This is a genomic window from uncultured Bacteroides sp., from assembly GCF_910578895.1.
Classification (GTDB): Bacteria; Bacteroidota; Bacteroidia; order Bacteroidales; family Bacteroidaceae; genus Bacteroides.
In genome coordinates, this window is record NZ_CAJTSC010000012.1 from 45,309 (window position 1) to 63,923 (window position 18,615).

12 protein-coding genes and 1 pseudogene (1 of these 13 cut by a window edge) are annotated in these 18,615 nt (G+C 47.9%); 1 reads left to right on the forward strand and 12 read right to left on the reverse strand.

What is annotated here, in order from left to right; all coding sequences use genetic code 11:
- The first annotated feature begins 160 nt into the window (after positions 1-160).
- A complete protein-coding gene (dnaB, locus tag QZ327_RS04775; RefSeq protein WP_294617574.1) occupies positions 161-1,735 on the forward strand; it encodes a replicative DNA helicase in 1,575 nt (524 codons plus the stop codon).
- Positions 1,736-1,827: 92 nt separating this feature from the next.
- Here dnaB and QZ327_RS04780 read toward each other — a convergent pair whose 3' ends face one another.
- The 12 genes and pseudogenes from QZ327_RS04780 to QZ327_RS04835 form a co-directional block, all read right to left on the reverse strand.
- Positions 1,828-2,625 carry an N-acetylmuramoyl-L-alanine amidase-like domain-containing protein gene (locus QZ327_RS04780; protein WP_294617575.1) on the reverse strand — a complete coding sequence of 266 codons (798 nt, stop codon included), beginning with the start codon at positions 2,623-2,625 and terminating at the stop codon, positions 1,828-1,830.
- Positions 2,626-2,652: 27 nt separating this feature from the next.
- Positions 2,653-4,653: an OPT family oligopeptide transporter gene (locus QZ327_RS04785; protein WP_294617577.1), complete on the reverse strand. Its 2,001-nt coding sequence runs from the start codon at positions 4,651-4,653 to the stop codon at positions 2,653-2,655.
- Positions 4,654-4,832: 179 nt separating this feature from the next.
- On the reverse strand, positions 4,833-6,170 hold the full coding sequence (locus QZ327_RS04790) for a hypothetical protein (RefSeq protein WP_294617579.1): 1,338 nt from the start codon (positions 6,168-6,170) through the stop codon (positions 4,833-4,835).
- A gap of 162 nt (positions 6,171-6,332) precedes the next feature.
- Complete coding sequence (locus QZ327_RS04795; RefSeq protein WP_294617581.1) at positions 6,333-7,724, reverse strand: hypothetical protein; 1,392 nt, start codon at positions 7,722-7,724, stop codon at positions 6,333-6,335.
- A 20-nt stretch (positions 7,725-7,744) separates the two neighbouring features.
- The gene (locus QZ327_RS04800; protein WP_294617583.1) at positions 7,745-9,997 is read right to left on the reverse strand and encodes a hypothetical protein; all 2,253 of its coding nucleotides are present in this window, start codon (positions 9,995-9,997) and stop codon (positions 7,745-7,747) included.
- Between the two features lie 25 nt (positions 9,998-10,022).
- A complete protein-coding gene (locus tag QZ327_RS04805) occupies positions 10,023-11,663 on the reverse strand; it encodes a hypothetical protein (protein WP_294617584.1) in 1,641 nt (546 codons plus the stop codon).
- Positions 11,664-11,672: 9 nt separating this feature from the next.
- Positions 11,673-12,986: a fimbrillin family protein gene (locus QZ327_RS04810; RefSeq protein WP_294617586.1), complete on the reverse strand. Its 1,314-nt coding sequence runs from the start codon at positions 12,984-12,986 to the stop codon at positions 11,673-11,675.
- 54 nt (positions 12,987-13,040) lie between these two features.
- A complete protein-coding gene (locus QZ327_RS04815) occupies positions 13,041-14,120 on the reverse strand; it encodes a fimbrillin family protein (protein ID WP_294617588.1) in 1,080 nt (359 codons plus the stop codon).
- Positions 14,121-14,135: 15 nt separating this feature from the next.
- Entirely contained in the window at positions 14,136-15,446 is a 1,311-nt protein-coding gene (locus tag QZ327_RS04820; RefSeq protein WP_294617590.1) for a hypothetical protein, read from the reverse strand.
- 19 nt (positions 15,447-15,465) lie between these two features.
- Positions 15,466-16,515 carry a FimB/Mfa2 family fimbrial subunit gene (locus QZ327_RS04825; RefSeq protein ID WP_294617592.1) on the reverse strand — a complete coding sequence of 350 codons (1,050 nt, stop codon included), beginning with the start codon at positions 16,513-16,515 and terminating at the stop codon, positions 15,466-15,468.
- 10 nt (positions 16,516-16,525) lie between these two features.
- Complete coding sequence (locus QZ327_RS04830) at positions 16,526-18,478, reverse strand: Mfa1 family fimbria major subunit (protein ID WP_294617594.1); 1,953 nt, start codon at positions 18,476-18,478, stop codon at positions 16,526-16,528.
- A 31-nt stretch (positions 18,479-18,509) separates the two neighbouring features.
- A pseudogene (locus QZ327_RS04835) lies at positions 18,510-18,615 on the reverse strand (DUF3868 domain-containing protein) (it continues 1,340 nt past the right edge of the window).

The following is an 18,615-nucleotide window of genomic DNA, read 5'->3' on the forward strand; positions in this document are numbered from 1 at the left end:
GCTCTTGACCGGACTCAGGAGACAAAGTTAATAAATTCTATTTATAGTAGATTGAAAACTTAACAACGTTTTATTGATTGCTCTCGATAAAATCATTTATCTTTGCTTCCCCTTTTGAAACGCGAGACAATATTTATTTTTCAATTCTTAATTTAAAGAAGTGGCAGAACAAAGACGAACAACACGCACTCCGAAGTCGAAAGCACCTCAGCCGGTTAATGACTACGGGCGTATCCAGCCGCAAGCGCCGGAGCTGGAAGAAGCTGTGCTTGGCGCATTGATGATTGAGAAGGATGCTTATTCGTTGGTGAGCGAAATTCTCCGCCCGGAGTCTTTTTACGAGCATCGGCACCAACTGATATATGCCGCTATTACAGACCTTGCTGTCAACCAGAAACCGGTGGATATCCTTACCGTGAAAGAGCAGCTTGCCAAACGTGGAGATTTGGAAGAGGTGGGCGGTCCGTTCTACATTACCCAACTTAGCAGCAAGGTGGCATCTTCTGCGCATATCGAATATCATGCCCGCATCATTGCCCAAAAGGCATTGGCGCGCGAGCTGATAACATTCACCAGTAACATTCAGTCCAAAGCGTTTGACGAGACGCTCGATGTGGACGATTTGATGCAGGAGGCCGAAGGTAAACTCTTTGAGATTTCCCAGCAGAACATGAAGAAGGACTATACGCAAATCAATCCGGTCATTGCCGAGGCGTACGACCTTATTCAAAAAGCCGCTGCCCGTACTGATGGTTTGAGTGGTTTGGAGAGTGGATTTACGAAGTTGGACAAGATGACTTCCGGATGGCAGAACTCCGACCTTATTATTATAGCCGCCCGTCCTGCCATGGGTAAGACGGCATTCGTGCTCTCTATGGCAAAGAACATCGCCGTGAACTTCCGTAACCCGGTCGCCTTGTTCTCTCTTGAAATGAGTAATGTACAGTTGGTGAACCGTCTGATTTCCAACGTGTGCGAAATTCCGAGCGAGAAGATTAAGAGCGGACAGCTTGCCGACTACGAATGGCAACAGTTGGACTATAAGCTGCGCGACCTGCTGGATGCGCCGCTGTATGTGGACGATACTCCTTCGCTTTCCGTATTCGAACTTCGTACCAAAGCCCGCCGTCTGGTGAGGGAGCACGGAGTAAGGGTGATAATCATCGACTACCTTCAGTTGATGAATGCCAGCGGCATGTCGTTCGGTAGCCGTCAAGAAGAGGTGAGTACGATTTCACGTTCATTGAAGGGGTTGGCAAAGGAGTTGAATATTCCTATCATCGCCTTGTCGCAGTTGAACCGTGGAGTGGAAAATCGTGAAGGAGAGGAGGGGAAGCGCCCGCAATTGAGTGACCTTCGTGAGTCCGGAGCCATCGAGCAGGATGCCGATATGGTATGCTTCATCCACCGTCCCGAATATTACAAGATTTATACTTCCGCCGATGGCAGCGACCTGCGCGGCATGGCGGAGATTATCATAGCCAAGCACCGTAACGGTGCTGTGGGCGATGTGCGGCTGCGTTTTATCGGGCAGTACACCCGTTTCCAGAATCCGGAAGACGATATGGTTATTCCACCACCCAGCGAGGGTGTCGGAGGAGCTACGTTCGGTTCGCGTATGAATGCCCCCATTGGCAGGCCTTCTACGCCACCACCACCGTCTGCCGCCGACTATATGCCGCAAACGGATAATCCGTTTGGTGGAGTGGGGACGGACGGACCGTTGCCGTTCTGATAAAAAAAACAATCAAGGATGTACTCGGATTTCGATAGCCGGTACATCCTTGATTGTTTTTAAGGCTTGATAATGCGTTTTCTTCCGCATTGTTACTGCCTGTTCTTTTTCATTCTCAATACCCTGATGCCCGTGAACTTCTTGTTGGCTTTCAGCATCTGCGTCAATGAGCCTTGTGTGATGACCACCATTTTTCCGGTAGAAGAAGCATGGAGTAGCTTCAGTATTCCTTTCTCATAATAGGCGATTCCCATGTGAGCGACATCCAATCCCGCAATATTGGTGGTAATGGCTATGATGTCTCCGTTTTTTATCCAACCGAGCCCTTTATCAGGCAGTTTGTTTTTGGGTACATAATGGAATACCTGTCCGCATAATGATTTCTCTATCGCTTTCATCTTGTTGACATTTTCGGTAGAAGATGCCAGTTGCCTGTAAACTTTAGGATGCGTGGACATGAAGTTGAGGGATAACCTTACCGTATCGGGCGCATTGGCAGCGGCTACGTCTTCCATAAAACCGTGTCCGACACCGTTGTTCACCCAATCGGCAATGTAATGCAGGCGGGAAGTATAACCGTCAATCTTACCATCGCGATAGCGGATGTTCTGCAAGACTTGTGCAAAGTCGGTATTGTCTATCGTTCCGTCTTTGACGGGAGAGAGAGCCAAAGCAAGTACGTATTCCACAAAAGTAGTGCAATCTACTTTGTCGAAGTTTATAACGAGCTTCTCTTCATCGTTAGTTTCCAACGTATGCGCCACGTAGGGAGTCTTGAGGAAATTCAACCCGTATTTCAGCATGGCGTTGTCCGTTTCCTGTGCAGAAACGGACGATGCCAATGCCAGCATACAGAACAACATACGGACAATACATGATAAGGTTTTCATGACGGTTTGGTATTCTGCTTATGTAACTTATTTCGTTTTCATCGACGCCTTGATAAGATAGCATATCAATAGAGCGTAAGCACCCAGTGCCAGCACTTCAGACCATGTATTGTTGAGCCATGCGTCATCCACTAAATTTATGCCGCCAAAGCGCATTGCCGCACTTACTACGCCCATCAGCGCACCTCCGGCAATGAAACCGGATGCCAACAGCGTACCTTTTTCGCCACGTTCCGCATTAAGGGCTGCATCTTTGCTGCGGCTGGTTACGTACCAGTTTACAGCGCCGCCCACCACCAACGGAACGTTCAGTTCCAGCGGAATGAACATGCCCAGCGCAAAAGCCAATGCAGGTATCTTGCAAACGTTCAGTACGATAGCCAGCACCGCGCCAATACTATAAAGCAGCCATGGCGCACCCACGCCGTTCATCAACGGCTCAATAACCGCCGCCATTGCGTTGGCCTGCGGAGCTGCCAGTTGTCCGCTGGTAAATCCGTAAGTCTTGTTCAGGATAATCATCACACCGCCTACGGTAGCTGCCGAAACGATGGTTCCGAGGAATTTCCATGCTTCCTGTTTCACAGGCGTGCTTCCCAACCAGTAACCAATCTTCAGGTCGGTGATAAAGCCGCCTGCCATGGACAGTGCCGTGCAGACTACGCCACCCATGACCAATGCCGCTACCATTCCGCCGGGACCCTTCAAACCTACTGCCACCATGACCACAGATGCAAGAATCAGTGTCATCAGCGTCATGCCTGATACCGGATTTGTGCCTACAATGGCAATGGCATTGGCGGCTACAGTAGTAAAGAGGAACGATATGCCCGCAACAAGCAGAATGGCTACCGCTGTGTGCAGCAGATTACCCTGCATCACGTCAAAGTAGAAGAATAACGTTACCAACACCAGTGTGACGATGGAGCCGATGGCGATGATTTTCATGGAGAGGTCGTGCTGCGTCCGCTTTATGCCGGTCTCCGTATTCGACTTGCCGCCCATTTCCTGGGCTGCTAATCCCACGGCACTTTTGATGATGCCCCATGACTTGATGATACCGATGATACCTGCCATTGCGATACCGCCGATACCGATACTCTTGGCATAGTATTTGAAAATCTCTTCCGGAGCCATGGCACCTACAGTGGCGGTTATTTCTGGATTCCATTGGTTCAGTACGCTGTCTCCCCAGATGAGGGACATGCCGGGAATGATAATCCACCATACGGCGAGTGAACCGGCGCAGATGATGGAAGCGTATTTCAGTCCGACGATATATCCCAGACCCAGTACGGCGGCTCCGGTATTTACCTTGAACACCAATTTGGCTTTCTCCGCCAGCATTTCGCCAAAGCCGCATACGCGGGTGGTGAAATTCTCGTTCCACCAGCCGAATGTAGCTACGACAAAGTCGTAAAGACCGCCGATGATACCTGCCATGAGCAATGGTTTCGCCTGGCTGCCGCCTTTCTCGCCCGATACAAGCACTTGTGTTGTAGCCGTTGCTTCGGGAAAGGGATACTTGCCGTGCATGTCGCTTACGAAATATTTACGGAACGGGATAAGGAAAAGAATACCCAGTACGCCACCCAGCAACGAACTAATGAATACCTGCGTAAACGTCACGGTAATCTCCTGCGGATAGCTCTCCTGTAGGATATATAGTGCGGGCAGGGTAAAGATGGCACCTGCCACAATGACTCCGGAACTGGCTCCGATGGATTGGATGATGACGTTTTCGCCCAATGCGTTTTTACGTTTGGCTGCACTTGATACGCCGACAGCGATAATGGCGATAGGGATGGCGGCTTCGAACACTTGTCCTACTTTCAGGCCCAAATAGGCGGCTGCCGCCGAAAACAGGATTGCCATTGCGATGCCCCACAGTACCGACCAAAAGTTTACTTCGGGATATTTCTTGTCCGGATCCATCAGGGGGTTGTAGATTTCTCCCGGTTTCAGCTCCCGGAACGCGTTTTCCGGCAAACCGGCAGGTTTCTTTTCTTCTTCTTCTTCTTGTTTCATAATAGCTGTTTATTGTTTTTAGTGTATGTTGAATTTTAGTTTAGATGGCATAAGTTTAATGTGTATTTACTATTACACTATGTAGGTTATAGGCTTCAAAGGAAGTAAAAAAAAAGAGAATGTCCAAAAACTATAGATTGTTATCGTCTCTATTGACAGGGATTTCTTGCTTCCTCCTCTTATTCCCGTAGTTTACGGCGTTCCATAAGTTCGGGGAAATGCCATTTGATGAATTGCCTCAGCGAACAGTCGTTCAGCCCGAAACGGCGGGCAATGGATTTCAAGGATTCCGCGGTCGTTTCATACAGGTGCATGGCTTCCTTGTATTTCTCCAAACTTTTAGGCGATATCATTTTGCCGTCTTCCGTTTTTTTCATTCCTAAACAAGCGTGCAGTTCCGGTTCATGCTCTTTCAGGTATTGTCTGAAGCATTCGGGGTGCAGCCCAAACTCGGTTGCGACCTTTGCCGCAGTGAGCCCGCTTTCTTTCAACCGGGCTATGGCGTCGGCGTATTTGGCTGCAGTGGCAGGGTTATATCTCCGTACAGATGACCGGTCCACAGGCTTGCCTTCTTCGTAAGAAATACCTTTTCGTCCGTAAACCAAGTCCTTGTGCCATGTTTGCAAGTATTTGTAAAACCCCTTTGCTGATACTCCCGTCTGATTGGCTATTTTTCTGGCAGACAGTGGAGTAGTGCGGTATAGACACAGCGCCTCCGCATATTTTGCGGTTATTTCGGAAGTAGGGGCATGAAGTGTTCCACGCCCCGTTATTTTCCCTTTACATTGCTGTCTGACTGCCTGTTTGCGTATCACGATACGATTCTCGACCAATTCCTTATGGTAGAATATCAAGTGTTGTTTCAATCCGGAGTAGGACACATTACAACGTTCGGCGGCATCCCGTAGCGTGACATAACGGTCGGCACGCAACAGTTCCACTGCTTCGGCATACTGTTCCTTGCATTCCGGACGCGTACCACGTGGCAGGTTATCGTTCAGACCCAGCCGTTGCCGTTCCCGCTCCCGGAATTCCAACACTTCGGGATAGTGTGTATGTAGCTGTCTGGCGAGGTTCGTACCGGTCAGTCCGAACATACGGGCAATCTGCGATACGTTGCATTCAATGTACTCCATACTATCACATGCCGCGATAGCCTCCTTGTATTTGGCATGAGTTTCGGGACGTTGTCCGCGCCGTTGGTTCATCTTGATACTCCCGGCTTCCTTCTGGTTGCACCTGATACCATTGCGTTCCAGCATCAAATGGCGATGATAGGTACCGATGTATCGGGAAAAACCGCTGAGAGACACTCCGCACCGCCGGCATATCTCAACATAGGAGAAGCCGGTGGTGGTGTATAACTCCAATGCGGAGCGGTATTTCACTTCCGTCTCCGGTTTGCATCCCCTTACCCGGTTACGTTTGTTTTCTTTTTCAACATACTCGCTTTTATCCATGCGTGAAAACTCAAAATCGTATGAACTATTGTCATTATTTATATCATTTCCCGCCATCTTCACGTTAATTCTATGGTATGTTGAATATTGACTTGAAGTATCAAAGTCAAGGATAGTAGCTTACATTCTTCACGATAACCGCTCAAGGCATATACCTGTATTTATAGTTGTGTCCTGAATGTAAGGCTTATATGGTATCAATAGCGGATGGATAATCCGCTATTGGTAGAGTTCGCCGTTCTGATACAGATTTTTCACATTCTCAGAGCCGTATTGGAATATAGATCCCTTATCTTGCGAAAAAATAATATTATGTCCCATGCCGTCAATTACCACATCATTCGGAACATTTAGCCAATAACTTACATCAAGCCCATATTCTGTCAGGTCTATATCCGAGAAAATGCGGATTACTTTGATTTCACCCCCATCCTCGTTCTTTTCAATGGTATAAAGCCCGTCGAGTTTGTCATCCGACGGCGAACGCAAATAATCACACAAACGCCTGAGGTCATCATAATTGTATATTCCCTTATGCTTGGGAGAATGTCCCGAATTACGTTCGGGCATCTCATCCCAGCCAAGTATGGTGGTGGCAAATCCGAATACCTGGCCATCTTTTACATGGAGCGTAAGCCCCAAATGCTCTCCTCCATTGAGACCGTCAAAATCCAGGTCACTCAGATTGCCGTAATAGGGTCCGCAATCCTCCCGTTTCCCGTCTTCTCCCCAAGAGATCCCGGTAACAATGAACTCTCCGTAATCGGAAAACTTAAACGGAGGCAGATAGAAAGGGTAATAAGTGGATGTCTCATCCTCTACAGGCGACACAGCATTAAAACTTAATCCTCTGACGGAATTGGCATCAGCTGTCACTACAGGTACATCCAAATGGTTGTCTTTATTTACACCGGTTTTAAAATCAGCGTATCGGGGCATATCCGGGAAATAAATTACCACATCGCCCAGCCACACTTTGGTATTGTCGAGTTTGGTTCTTTGCACTCCCGTAATGGTGATTTTACTTACGAGGTGGCGGAATATAAGCTCGACATAACTGTTATTGGTGCGATAGGAGACAGGACCTTTGACCGAGCCTATAAATTTCTCGAGAGCATGATTATTTCGACTGTTTATACCTGTATTGGGAAGCTTATCATCATCCGTAGGCTTGAAGTCGACCCGGCCGCTCTCCATCTTGTTGCCTGACATGGAGACGCCGTCAGGAACCGTCCACGCATGAAAGTAATGATCGGCAGAGGTGTTGAACCACTCCAGTTTACCATCCACCGCATCTTTTGCATCGAGGATGCCCGCCGTACCGCCTTTGCGTGTAACGTACACTCCATAGTGCAAAAAAGTATCATCGGCATTATCCGCAAAAGCATGAATATGAACCTCTCCATATTCATTTTCAGAACTTATAAGGTCGTACTCCGGTTCTTTTGTATCGGTGCGGGTGGCTGCTATTTTCATCACCCCGCCACAAAACCGGATCTCGTTCACCTCCCTTGATTCATCAATTTGCGTATCATCGGCTCCGCAAGACGACAGTCCTGCAAAACAGAGTGCCGAAAGAGCCGCAGACAAAAGATATTTGTATAGATTCATAAAACTTGCGTTTTTTAGTTTTAATTGTTGGCAGGGGTGTCATCGTCCGATTTGTCATCGAACTTGTCACCGAAAAAATTGATTCCGCTCACATCGCGGGTGCGGTTTCCATTCGCCTTATACACCTCCTCGGAGCGATGCAGAGGAATGATACCGGCAAACGTGCCAAAGAACGAATTATCGCCCGTAGGCAGGGCTTCGAGCCGGGTGCCCCACCATGATGAATTGTGGACAAGTTCTTCCACATCGGATGTGGCGATACATCCGAAAGCACCACCGGCTGCATAACGCACTCCCGAGCTCTGTTCACCGCTCCATCCGTACACATCACACATCGCGTTGCAGTTGTCTATAAAGTAGTTGAACAGACGGCCCGCAATTCCGCCCGTAAACGACTTGCTTATGCCCTGACCGCCTTTTACGCTACCCTCGACTGTTATGTCCTTGAAATATTTTACCTGCTGGGATCCGCCCGAGCGGCGAAGTCGTCCTGCCATGCCGCCCGTAAAGTTCCACGAGGCGGTAGACTGATTTGCATCAACATCCACGTTCAATGTCATATTCTCCACATCGCCGTATGAATAGCCGACGATGCCGCCCGTAGACATGGCGAGTTTGTTGGAACATGTATTCTTTATCGTTATACATGTTGTAACCTTATCGGAGTCTCCCTGCGAAAACTCGGAGCCGTCGGAGAGCATTCCGCCGTTCTGTCCCACGATTCCACCTATAAGGACTTCCGAATTTATCCCCTTGACGGCATCCTCCGCATGTATGTTGATCGATATGTTGCCACGCACCGATATGCCTGATACTATTCCGTTATTGAAACCCGCCACGCATCCGATATAATAGGTATCGGCACCTTCGGTATAGGGTAATTCCAGCGTAAGGCTGAGGTTGTTGATGCGTACATTTCCTATTCGGCCGCTCGTATTGACCGACCTCGCCAATCCGCCATAGCCATCCACCGCAGGATTGACTTTTCCGCTTCTTACCGTGTTGCTTACTCCGAGATTATAGAGCCTTCCCTGAACATCGCCGAATATCGGTCGGACGGAATTATGGATATATTTGAAATTGCCGTCGAACGTAACCGTCGTAGTCAGATTCTCAAGGCTGTTAAGATGTGAATCAGGAAAATCGATTTCGCTTAGCGGATCTCTCTTGCTGAAATTGAGGTCGGTGAGTAGAACCACGCCCGTAGATGTCTTTTCGAGTATCTTCGTTTCGCCTTCGGAATAGGCCTGTCCCGTCCCTGCCGCTTTCAGAAATGCCGGAATATCCTTAAGTTCGAAAGCTTTGCCGGGCGTATCGGGATCGGTCCACCCCCCATCATCGGTATCTTCGAATACGATTCCCATATCTTGCTTTATATCCAGTACATAAGAGTGGTTCGCTTTAAGATTGTTAAGCTTATCCGAATTGAGGGTTATGTAACTACGATTGTATCGGTAGCAAAGCTTGCTTCCCGAATAAGATACTCCCGGTTGCAGATAGAGCGTGATTGTGTTTCCGTATTCGGACGGCACCGCTTTGTCAAGCGATCGGGATATATAAATACCGTATTCGTTGTCATCGGCGCTGCACCATTCGAGTTTTAACCCCTCGTCGTCGTCGCGCACGAGTTTATAAGCGTTGTGAAACCCTGTATCGCCCGGCTTTGAAAACCAATATTCGCTCATGGTAGACACATCGAGATCCACTATCGATAATCGGGCACACAAGTGGGAGAAAGAGAGTTTGACGGTATGTCCGAAAGGGAAAGACTCCGTCTCGGTCCCCATAGGCCCTGTGTCATCGGATATTCCACCCTCCGAAATCTCACTAAGTGACCACACGGAACTTTCCGTTTCGGTTATGGCGCCGTTGGAGTGGGATATGTGATACGCTTTGAACATCCCGTAATCACACGAATACGGCCACTTGATGTCATGTCGGTCGGATACCGGCTTCCAGCTGTTGCCGTCATACTTATAGGCGCAATACTGAAGTTCTCCGACCTGTTTGCCCTTGTCGCCGCTACTCATTTCGCCTTCATAGAACCGTGCAGCTATGTGAATCACATCCCCTTTCACGAAATCGGTCTTTCCCCCCGTAGCTTTTGATACGGGTTCGGTCGCGGCATAACGGGCCGTGAAATTTACCGTTACTCCATTGCCTGTCTTGTTGTCGGACATTACCCCAAAATCATCTGTGCCGCATGCCGCAGCCGAACAAAGCACTATCACAGACATTATAGTCTTGAATATATGTACACCTATGCTTCTCATTGCCTTAAATCTAACTGTTTAACCATTATCTAATGATCACATTGGACGCGTCGATTTCGGTAATCGTCACCTTGTCGGGATTCTCAGGATTCTTACCAAGTATTCCGTGGTAAACTCCGGTTGATTCCATCGCTGCGCCCATGACAGCTCCCTGGAAAGTACAATGCGACAAAGTCCCGCCGGTCATTTCACCTGCAAATGCGCCCGCTACGGCACCACCCTCGCATCGCATCGATATCCCCGTGATGCGACAGTTGGTAACTGAACCTCCCGCCATGCGCGATACCATCGTGCCGCTCACGGCTCCCGCCTGTGCATCGACCGACAGCGACGACAACCTCAAATCCCTTACGCAACCGCCTTCTTCGATAGTGCCTATGAATCCGTTGCCTGCTCCCGACAGTTTGATATTGCTCAGCACATGGTTGCTTCCGCTCAACGTGTCGCATAGTGTCCTTATGTAGACCGAACCGGGCCTTGGGCATTCCGATAAGTCCAAATCCGATTCTATGTGAAAATTCCACCGGCGATTTGTGTATTTTCCGTAGGACCGCAACTTTTCATACTCCTTGGATTCCGATATTTCTTCAGGCGACGGCCGATTGCCAATCGTCGGGTATTCCGTGATGAAATCATTGTAGAGCTGATACCATTCGTCAAATTGACGACTCTCCGATATGCCGTATTCCCGTTCGATGGTTATCTTTTCATCTTCACCCCATGCGATGATATTGCCTCCGCGTACCGTAGGTTGCAGATTTTCCATTTTGATTGTAATCGGAAATACGCAATTGGGCTTAAGATAACCCCAATTGTCCTCGATAGGATTACCGTTTTCGTCAACTTTCTCAAACAATTCATGAGACAGATGCAGTTTATGCTCGATGCCGTCATTGTCGGTAAGTTTCACGTAATCCACTTTCACCTTATCCCACGGGTCAAGACTCTCACGCGAACATGGGAGAATTACTTCGTAAACATTCTTGGTTTGTGTGCCGTCAGCCGACATTTTTGCCTGTGCCGTGAACTCCTTTACGGTTCCCGTCAGTTCGTACACCTTGAACGGATCATTGCCTTTAGGATTGTCCACCACCCGGACCTTATCGGAACCGGCACTCAAGCAGACTGTCACTTTTTGTCCGGAAACCTTGTCAAATCCCTCACTGCAAGTTATCCGCAACTTGCTGAATGCGTGTTCAAACCGATAGCCTCCGCCCCAGTCGTGCGATGCTGTGAGGAAATCGTAGACCAAATCGTTGTTTTCATCGACAATTGACACCCCTTCGGCCGTGTCGATACCATCCTTGTACGGATAGTACAGGAACACCTTACCCAGTTGGGAAGGATCGGCATTTACCGATTCATTGATAAATATATATCCGTTGTCGCCAAGCGAATAGTCAAACTTCATAGGAATGTTGACCAGCTTGCCGTCGGATCCGGGGTCCATATTGCCTCCTGTGGAGAAAAGCCCCACGACATCGCTGCTCCCGAATCCTTTGTCCGCCGACATGTCTACGCCGCCGGTAGCCCTTGAACCTATGGAGCAAAGATTCACTGCCACTCTGAAACCGCCGCTGCCGGTAAACGTCGCGTTATCACTCGAACAAGACATTACCGATACGACAGTAAATGCTATTGATATATATACAATCAAATTTTTCATACTTCTATGCTATTTAATACTGCCTGAAAGAAGGCTGATAAGATCGTCAAGTTTCGATTCATCGTATTGGGTATCGCCCACTGTAATCGAACAGCCATGCATTTGAAACGTGAAGTTGCCATTGCTGAACAGTTCCGTACTATCATCGATAACAAACTCCAGATTGGTAAACAGATAGAAAGTCCATTTGTCGTCGGCATCTTTCTTGCCGTATCGGTCGACTATACGGAGCCAGTCCTTTGAATTATCCCCTTCGTCCAACTTATTGTAAGCCGCGATGAGCGTCGTGAAATCGTCCAATTCGTATATTCCTTCATGCTTGGCGGTAATGCCATGGGTACCCTTCTCGGTCCACCGCTCCACGGAAGCCGGACGGAATTCAAGCACCGGCTTATCATTGTCATGAAGCAAGGTGACATTCAATGTAAGGTGTTGCCCTGCCGTCAGTCGCGATAATGTCTGCATGGAGGTCGTCCCCTCCGGAGTAGTTACGGAGAGCGAGGTCGGCAATGCCGCCGAATAGGTTCCGGCATAGTTACCATCGGGAATGACTATCTGCAAGCGAGGTCGGTCGCTGCCTGTCCTGAGACGCTGGGGCGGAAGGATGAAAGCCTGTGTCCTGTATTCGAATTTTGCCGCTTCGGTTCCGTCAATCTCCTTTGTCGCGGATTCGGGCAACCATTCTTCGGAATCGTCACGTAACATCGCATCCGAATATACCGGAGTATCGGTCAAACCCACCTCGCCGGTCATGCGATTGAAACTGTAGGGGCGTAGCACGATGCCTTTCAGGGCTACAGTGGCATTACGAAGTTCATCGTTGCTTGCCGATTTTACACAAACCGACATCATGCTCATGCGGTGATAAAGTTCGAATTTGAGATTAACCGTTGTACGATCAGTCAGTTTCAGGCTTCCCCACACGATATCGTTTTTTGCCTCCGGAGTGTCGAAACCGGCCACGTAATCGTCGGAAAGCTCAACCAGAGATTTGTCATCGTGCAGCACCACATTGTCAAGATAGAATGTATAGCTCTGACTATGGCCTATATCGCTCCATGTGAGGAAATGTCCGTCGGCATTGGTGACAAGCCCCGTCCCTTTTGTGAATACGCAGGTATCAATCACATACTTGTCGGATGTGGAGGGATAGGAAATCCGATAACCGTTGCCATCGGGGACGGTCCCCTCTGCCATACCGCGCGTCTGGCTCACATCACTGATATCACCTCGAATCTCAAACCGGCTTTCAGATTCATTTCCCAAACCGTCATGACATTCCGAGCATGCAACGGCTACCGGCATTATAATTACCGGTAGCATGTGGCGTAATATATATATACATTGTTTCATTTTCTATGTATGACTGACTGTTCATTACTCTTTTTCAAGGCTCATGTCTGCCGATGCTTCCGTCCAGGGCTTGACTTCCGTTTTTACCAAAAACGCTTTGTTGGCGTCCTCCTTTATTATCAGGTGCAAATCGGTAATCGCTCCTGCCGTCACGCTTATATTGGCAGCTCCGGTGCTCGGAGTATACACGTAGACACGTTCCTGATTGTCAACCGTGTGAAGCTTCAACCGCAGGATTACTTCGGTTTCCGTCAACTCCTGTTCGGGAATAATGGCCGCAAAACTGTACACATAGCAATCGTGCCCGTGTACATCCTTGTCTTCCTCGATGCCTTCGAATTTTACCGTGTCATAAAGCGGGTGCATGGTGACATCGTCTCTTTTTTCCGTCGTTGTCTCCACGCCGGGTGATTGGTCGGATGATACGGCCTTGTTGAACTGATAATTAAATTGCGTAAGCATTTTCGGCAATACGACACTGTCAATCGCGCCGATACCGAATCCCGTATTGTCAACGGGATTATACTTGTGAAGAAACACCTTTACCCTGACCATGGACAGCACGTGCCAGAAATGCAAACTCACTTTCTTGCCGTATTCGCTTTCGAGCTGGACGTGGTGAGCCATCAGAATATCGGAAGCGAGAAAGTTCTCATTCGGATTCTGATTGGTATACACTTCATTGCGATACTTGTGAAAATGCGGAAATACTATGGCATCGAATTTATAACCGCCTCCGCCCTCGGTCTTAAGTTCACTCCACCGGAATCCACGGCCGTCCATCGGACGGAAATTATACTGGCCTCCGGTAAGATTGCTCAGCCCGTCATCGTAGACGTACCATTTGAAACCCGCTTCATCGGTAAAGTCGAGGTCGTCTCCCACATAATTGTATATGCGGAGATAGCTGGAGTTATGAATAAACGTGTTGTGCAGATAATCGTTGTCGGGATCGACTGCTCCGGCTTTGCTGACCACTCCGAAGCCTACAAAATCATCACCCAATATCTGGCTGATATCAGTTCCGGCTGCCGGTTTGTCCGTATGAGAACATGCCGTCAACAAGAACAATGCTGAATATAAGAATACCAATCTCAGGTTCATAGTTTTTCTTCCCTTCTATTTAGTTTTCGTTTCCGGCACCAACTCTCCCGTAACAGGGGCTGAGGTTTTCCAAGGCTGAATCTCGGCATATATGGCAAAATTACCCTCGCCTTTGAACGTAATCCTTACATTCACATGGGTATTCCTGAATAACGATGACAAATTAGGCAAAACGGCGGTATAACTTGCCGCTTTCCAGTTTTCCGGACTGTCGGCCAAATCATAATCAAGCTCATTGGTCACCACTGTCAGGCGATATTGCTGTAATCCCAAGTCCGCATCATGCGCGGCATCGTCATACCATGCGTCATTTTTGCTTTCCGATATGTATACGGCATTGGAATTATAAGTATCAAGCCGTCCAGCTCCATCGCCTTTCGGGAAAATCACGGGAGCGGAAGGAGCGTTTTTTTCGGTGTCATACCAAAACGAGTAAAGCGAATGGTCGGATTCATCGGGAATTGAGTAATCGGTAAGCCACTCGTAGTCCGCCTTGGCATCACCCTTTTCCGCCTCCTTGACCATCCAGTCTATCCACCCCTTGTCAAGCTCTTTTACGGCTTTCAACTCACTGTCGACAACGGTAAAAGCTCCCGAAGTATTGCGGTTGACATGTGGCATCAGATAGGCGCAGTCGGCCAATTTTTCCACAGACCATCCCAACAGTTTGATTCGTCTCTTCTTAGCTGCGACAGGCTCGCCCTCCAAAGGAACACGGGTGGTTTCATTGGTGTAACTGAACGTTATTTTCGACCACGCCCTGACCACATGTAACACAGCAGTTTGCGGTGTCTTTTCCATCCTGACCTCATACATGGCGCTCATGGGAACACCTTTTTCCGCAACCGATTCGTCCTGCAATGTCGCGCATACCACATTGTCTATGGGAGCAAGTCCGTTACCATCGGGCTTGTACAAGTCATTATCGCTGAGGTTAATGCCCGTAGCGGAGAGAGCCTCATCTGCCGGCAGTTTCTTAACCTGACTCTCGTTGGCTATAAGGTATATGCGCTTATCGGAGGAGCCTTTGACGGGAAACTTCATTTCATTGGATATGCGTACACCTGTGCCGTCGAAAATTTCCAGCCTGTTGTGCTCTATATTCCAATATCCTGCGCCGTTACGGCTCGCTATCACGATACGCAGCGTATGCATCGTGTTTTCCGCAACCGATTCTTCGGCTTTTACCGCATCGACCGAGCTTGCCGTCAAAGTCAGTATCACATCATCCCTGTTGTCTCCATATCCGTACGGAGTATCGGAGCACGCTATAAATATCATCGGTGCGATGATACAACACACCAACTTATATAATCTACTGTCCATAAGTCAATGTTTTACAGTCTTACAATTCTGCGTTATTTATCCGTACAACCCAATCGTTGACCACAATACGGGTATTTATCCATGATTGATCGGGGCGAAGGAAAAAAAACAGGGAAAAATTACTCTCTCTGTCCAGATATTCCTGGTCGTCAGTCATGTTGTAAGGAGGATATTTGTAGTAATCGCTACGCAACAGAACAAGGTAGTTGATAATGGGAAAATCAACAATCGTGGCGCCGTCCGACTTGCGCTTTATGAGCAACCTGGGGCTGTTTTTGATCATCAACCGCGATGTGCTGATTTCCGCATAGGCTACCGTTACCTCCTTAGCCACCACGTTATTGCCCACAATCGACACTCCTGTATACGCCTGGCCCGTAACCCATGGCTTGTAAGTGACGGGTAATTGACCGTCAGTCACAAGGTCATTGTCATACGCGAACAGCGAGTTATTGTCGGTAATCTCAAATAGAAAGTCATCCACATTTACTGCTTCACCGGACTCCTGCTGGAGCACTATGCGGATGTTGTTCGTATTCTTCATCATCTTTACCGTACCTTCGCTGTAGAGTTCGGCGGTAGTCAAAGTCAACTCGCCCCAAAACATATCGTGCAGACGCCTCTCGGAGGGAACAGGTGCGGAAACACGATGGATATCCATTCCTACCTGCAAATCCGTGTGCATGCTTTCGGCAGACGGTTCCCGGAGCACCGAAAAAGTCTTCTCTCCGCAAGCAAGCCCGCCGTATGCGACAAAACGGTATGTCCCTTCCTCCAAATCCAGAATCATGCGGTAGTTCTCATCCTGCAATTCGGTACCTGTCACGACCTTGGTATCCACATAATTGCCGTCCTCGTCATAGATGTAAAGCGTAAGACAGTCCACGCTCGATGGAAACGCATTTGCATACAACATGTTATAATCGTAAACAAAGCGCAGGGATACCCCGTGCGGACAAGGTTCCAGGTCATCATATATGCGTTCGCAAGATGAGAAAAATACTATGGATGCAGCGTACAATGCCGCACATAGAAGTCTTGCTATGAAATTACGTTTGTTATTTCGCATCTTTCACTTTTTAAAAGTCGATATTGTTTACACGAACCACCCAAGGCAATACCTCGACAGATACACTCAAGTAAACGTCTCCTTCTTCGTCCGGATTATCAGGATCTTTCGGGTCGGGATCGTTCTCTGATACCCGCGGATGACCGAGTTTTTTAATATTGGTCACTGCCAACTTGTACACGTTATTGCGCACCACAGCGAACTCCATAGGCCCCATGACACTGTTGTTACCATTGTCGTTGTGACGGTTCCAGTAGAAATAATAGCAGTAATACCCATTAACTCCTTCATCAGTGCTTGACTCGTAGAGGGTAAATCCGGCAGTTGTCGCGGCGGCTTTGAATATTTTCAAGTTTTTAGGGTCTTTACCGACTTCAGCATTGTGCCAAGCATTCCATTTGTAGTCTGCACTTTCTTTATCGTCACTATAAACGGCTTTAACTGCAACAGCACCATCAGCCGTGTTCTTTTCCGCTACAGGATCAATCTTTGTATTTCCGAATGCGGCTATATACATCGGACTTCCCTTTCCTTGTTGTATAGCCATTGCGCGAACTTCTTTCCAGGTCACATGGATATTATTACCATAAGCATAGAGGATGGGATCATCCGCAGGATTTCCGCTAGCACCGTTAAGAGCGTCAGCCAATGTACCGGAAACTCCCTCGGGGGCAATCATTTTACCTTTGAACACAATACCGGTAGAAATACCGTTCGTCTGGTTGGTAGTTATACCGGGGATGGTGTTTTCGGTGACATAACGCCAGATTTTATAATCACCAGTGCCTCCCCAATCTGGATTGTCGTCAGTGCCCTTATTAAGTACATCCGAAATTTTGGAGGTAAACCACTGGTTGCGGGCATCTGCGTCGATAGTCCATCCATCGTTCGTGGTATTACCAAGACAGAAATTGAAGTGGTTTTCATACTCTTTGTTTTTTATAATGCTTCCATCATTCTTTGCGGCAGCATCGGTGTCTACCACATAGTTCGAGGAAGTCTCGGTTCCGCAAAGCTTAAAATTAGGACCATCACTCAATCCGTTATCCGACACGCGACGCAGGAAATAGAAATTCTTGCTCATGTTGACAAGTGCCATTTTTTGAAGTTGAATCTGCATGATAGGCTTATCATCCTGATCCTTAACAACGTCGTAGGTATTATTTTTTCCACTTCCGTCTCTGAAATCGAAACGGGCAACGGAACGTTCCACCTTAATGGCACCGTCGTTGTCAACTGTATTATCCGAGCTGCCACCTATATTAGAATTAATTCCAGAAAGCAGGAACGGTTTTTCCACCTTAGTAAAGTTGTCCCAGTCGGAAAAGTTTCTCGGAAGCCTCTTCGTTGAGATTTCGAATGAAGACATCAGGAAACCGCCTTCATGATTAGGACCACCCCAAATTGCAGCATTGTCGCTTACCCCTTCCGGAGTTTCTGATACGGTACAAACTTGGTTATACCAAGTATTGTCTTCCGCTTGTGTATCTTCAAAAATCTCTCTTAAAGCACTGGTGGGGTTACAAAATACGAATACATTTATCTTTTGCCGGTCCTCGGTAAGTGTAATATCATCTTCTCTGTAATAAGCCGAGAGGACGGACTTTGAAATAGACTGAACGGTGGTTATTTTACCGTCTTTTTCTGTTGCCAGGTTCTCGGACTTCTCCGCACAACCGATAAACTTGTTGTCCTTGTCAGCCAACACCAGTAGGATAGAGTGAACCTTGTTCTCGCGGTCCAGACCGACTTCTGTACCGTCGCTACTTTCTCCTTGATCCGTGGTTGTACTGCGTGTTCCGATTCCCACAGGGAGTTGTACCGTCACGTTCATGTACACTGCGTCTTTTGAGTTATTACTTCCCGTTTCTGAACTCCCATTTGTCAAATCATCATGATTGCACCCGACAAACGCCAAAGCAAGAGCAGCAGCAAAAAACTTGTACAATTTTCTACTTTTCATAATTATGACTATTTAAATTGGTTTTATTTAATTATTCCGTATATCCTCTTTCCGCCAATTCGGTTAGGGTGGTTATTGCCTTTTCAAGTCCCATTTCACGGGCCTTTTCTAAAAACATTATTGCGGTTTTGTAATCC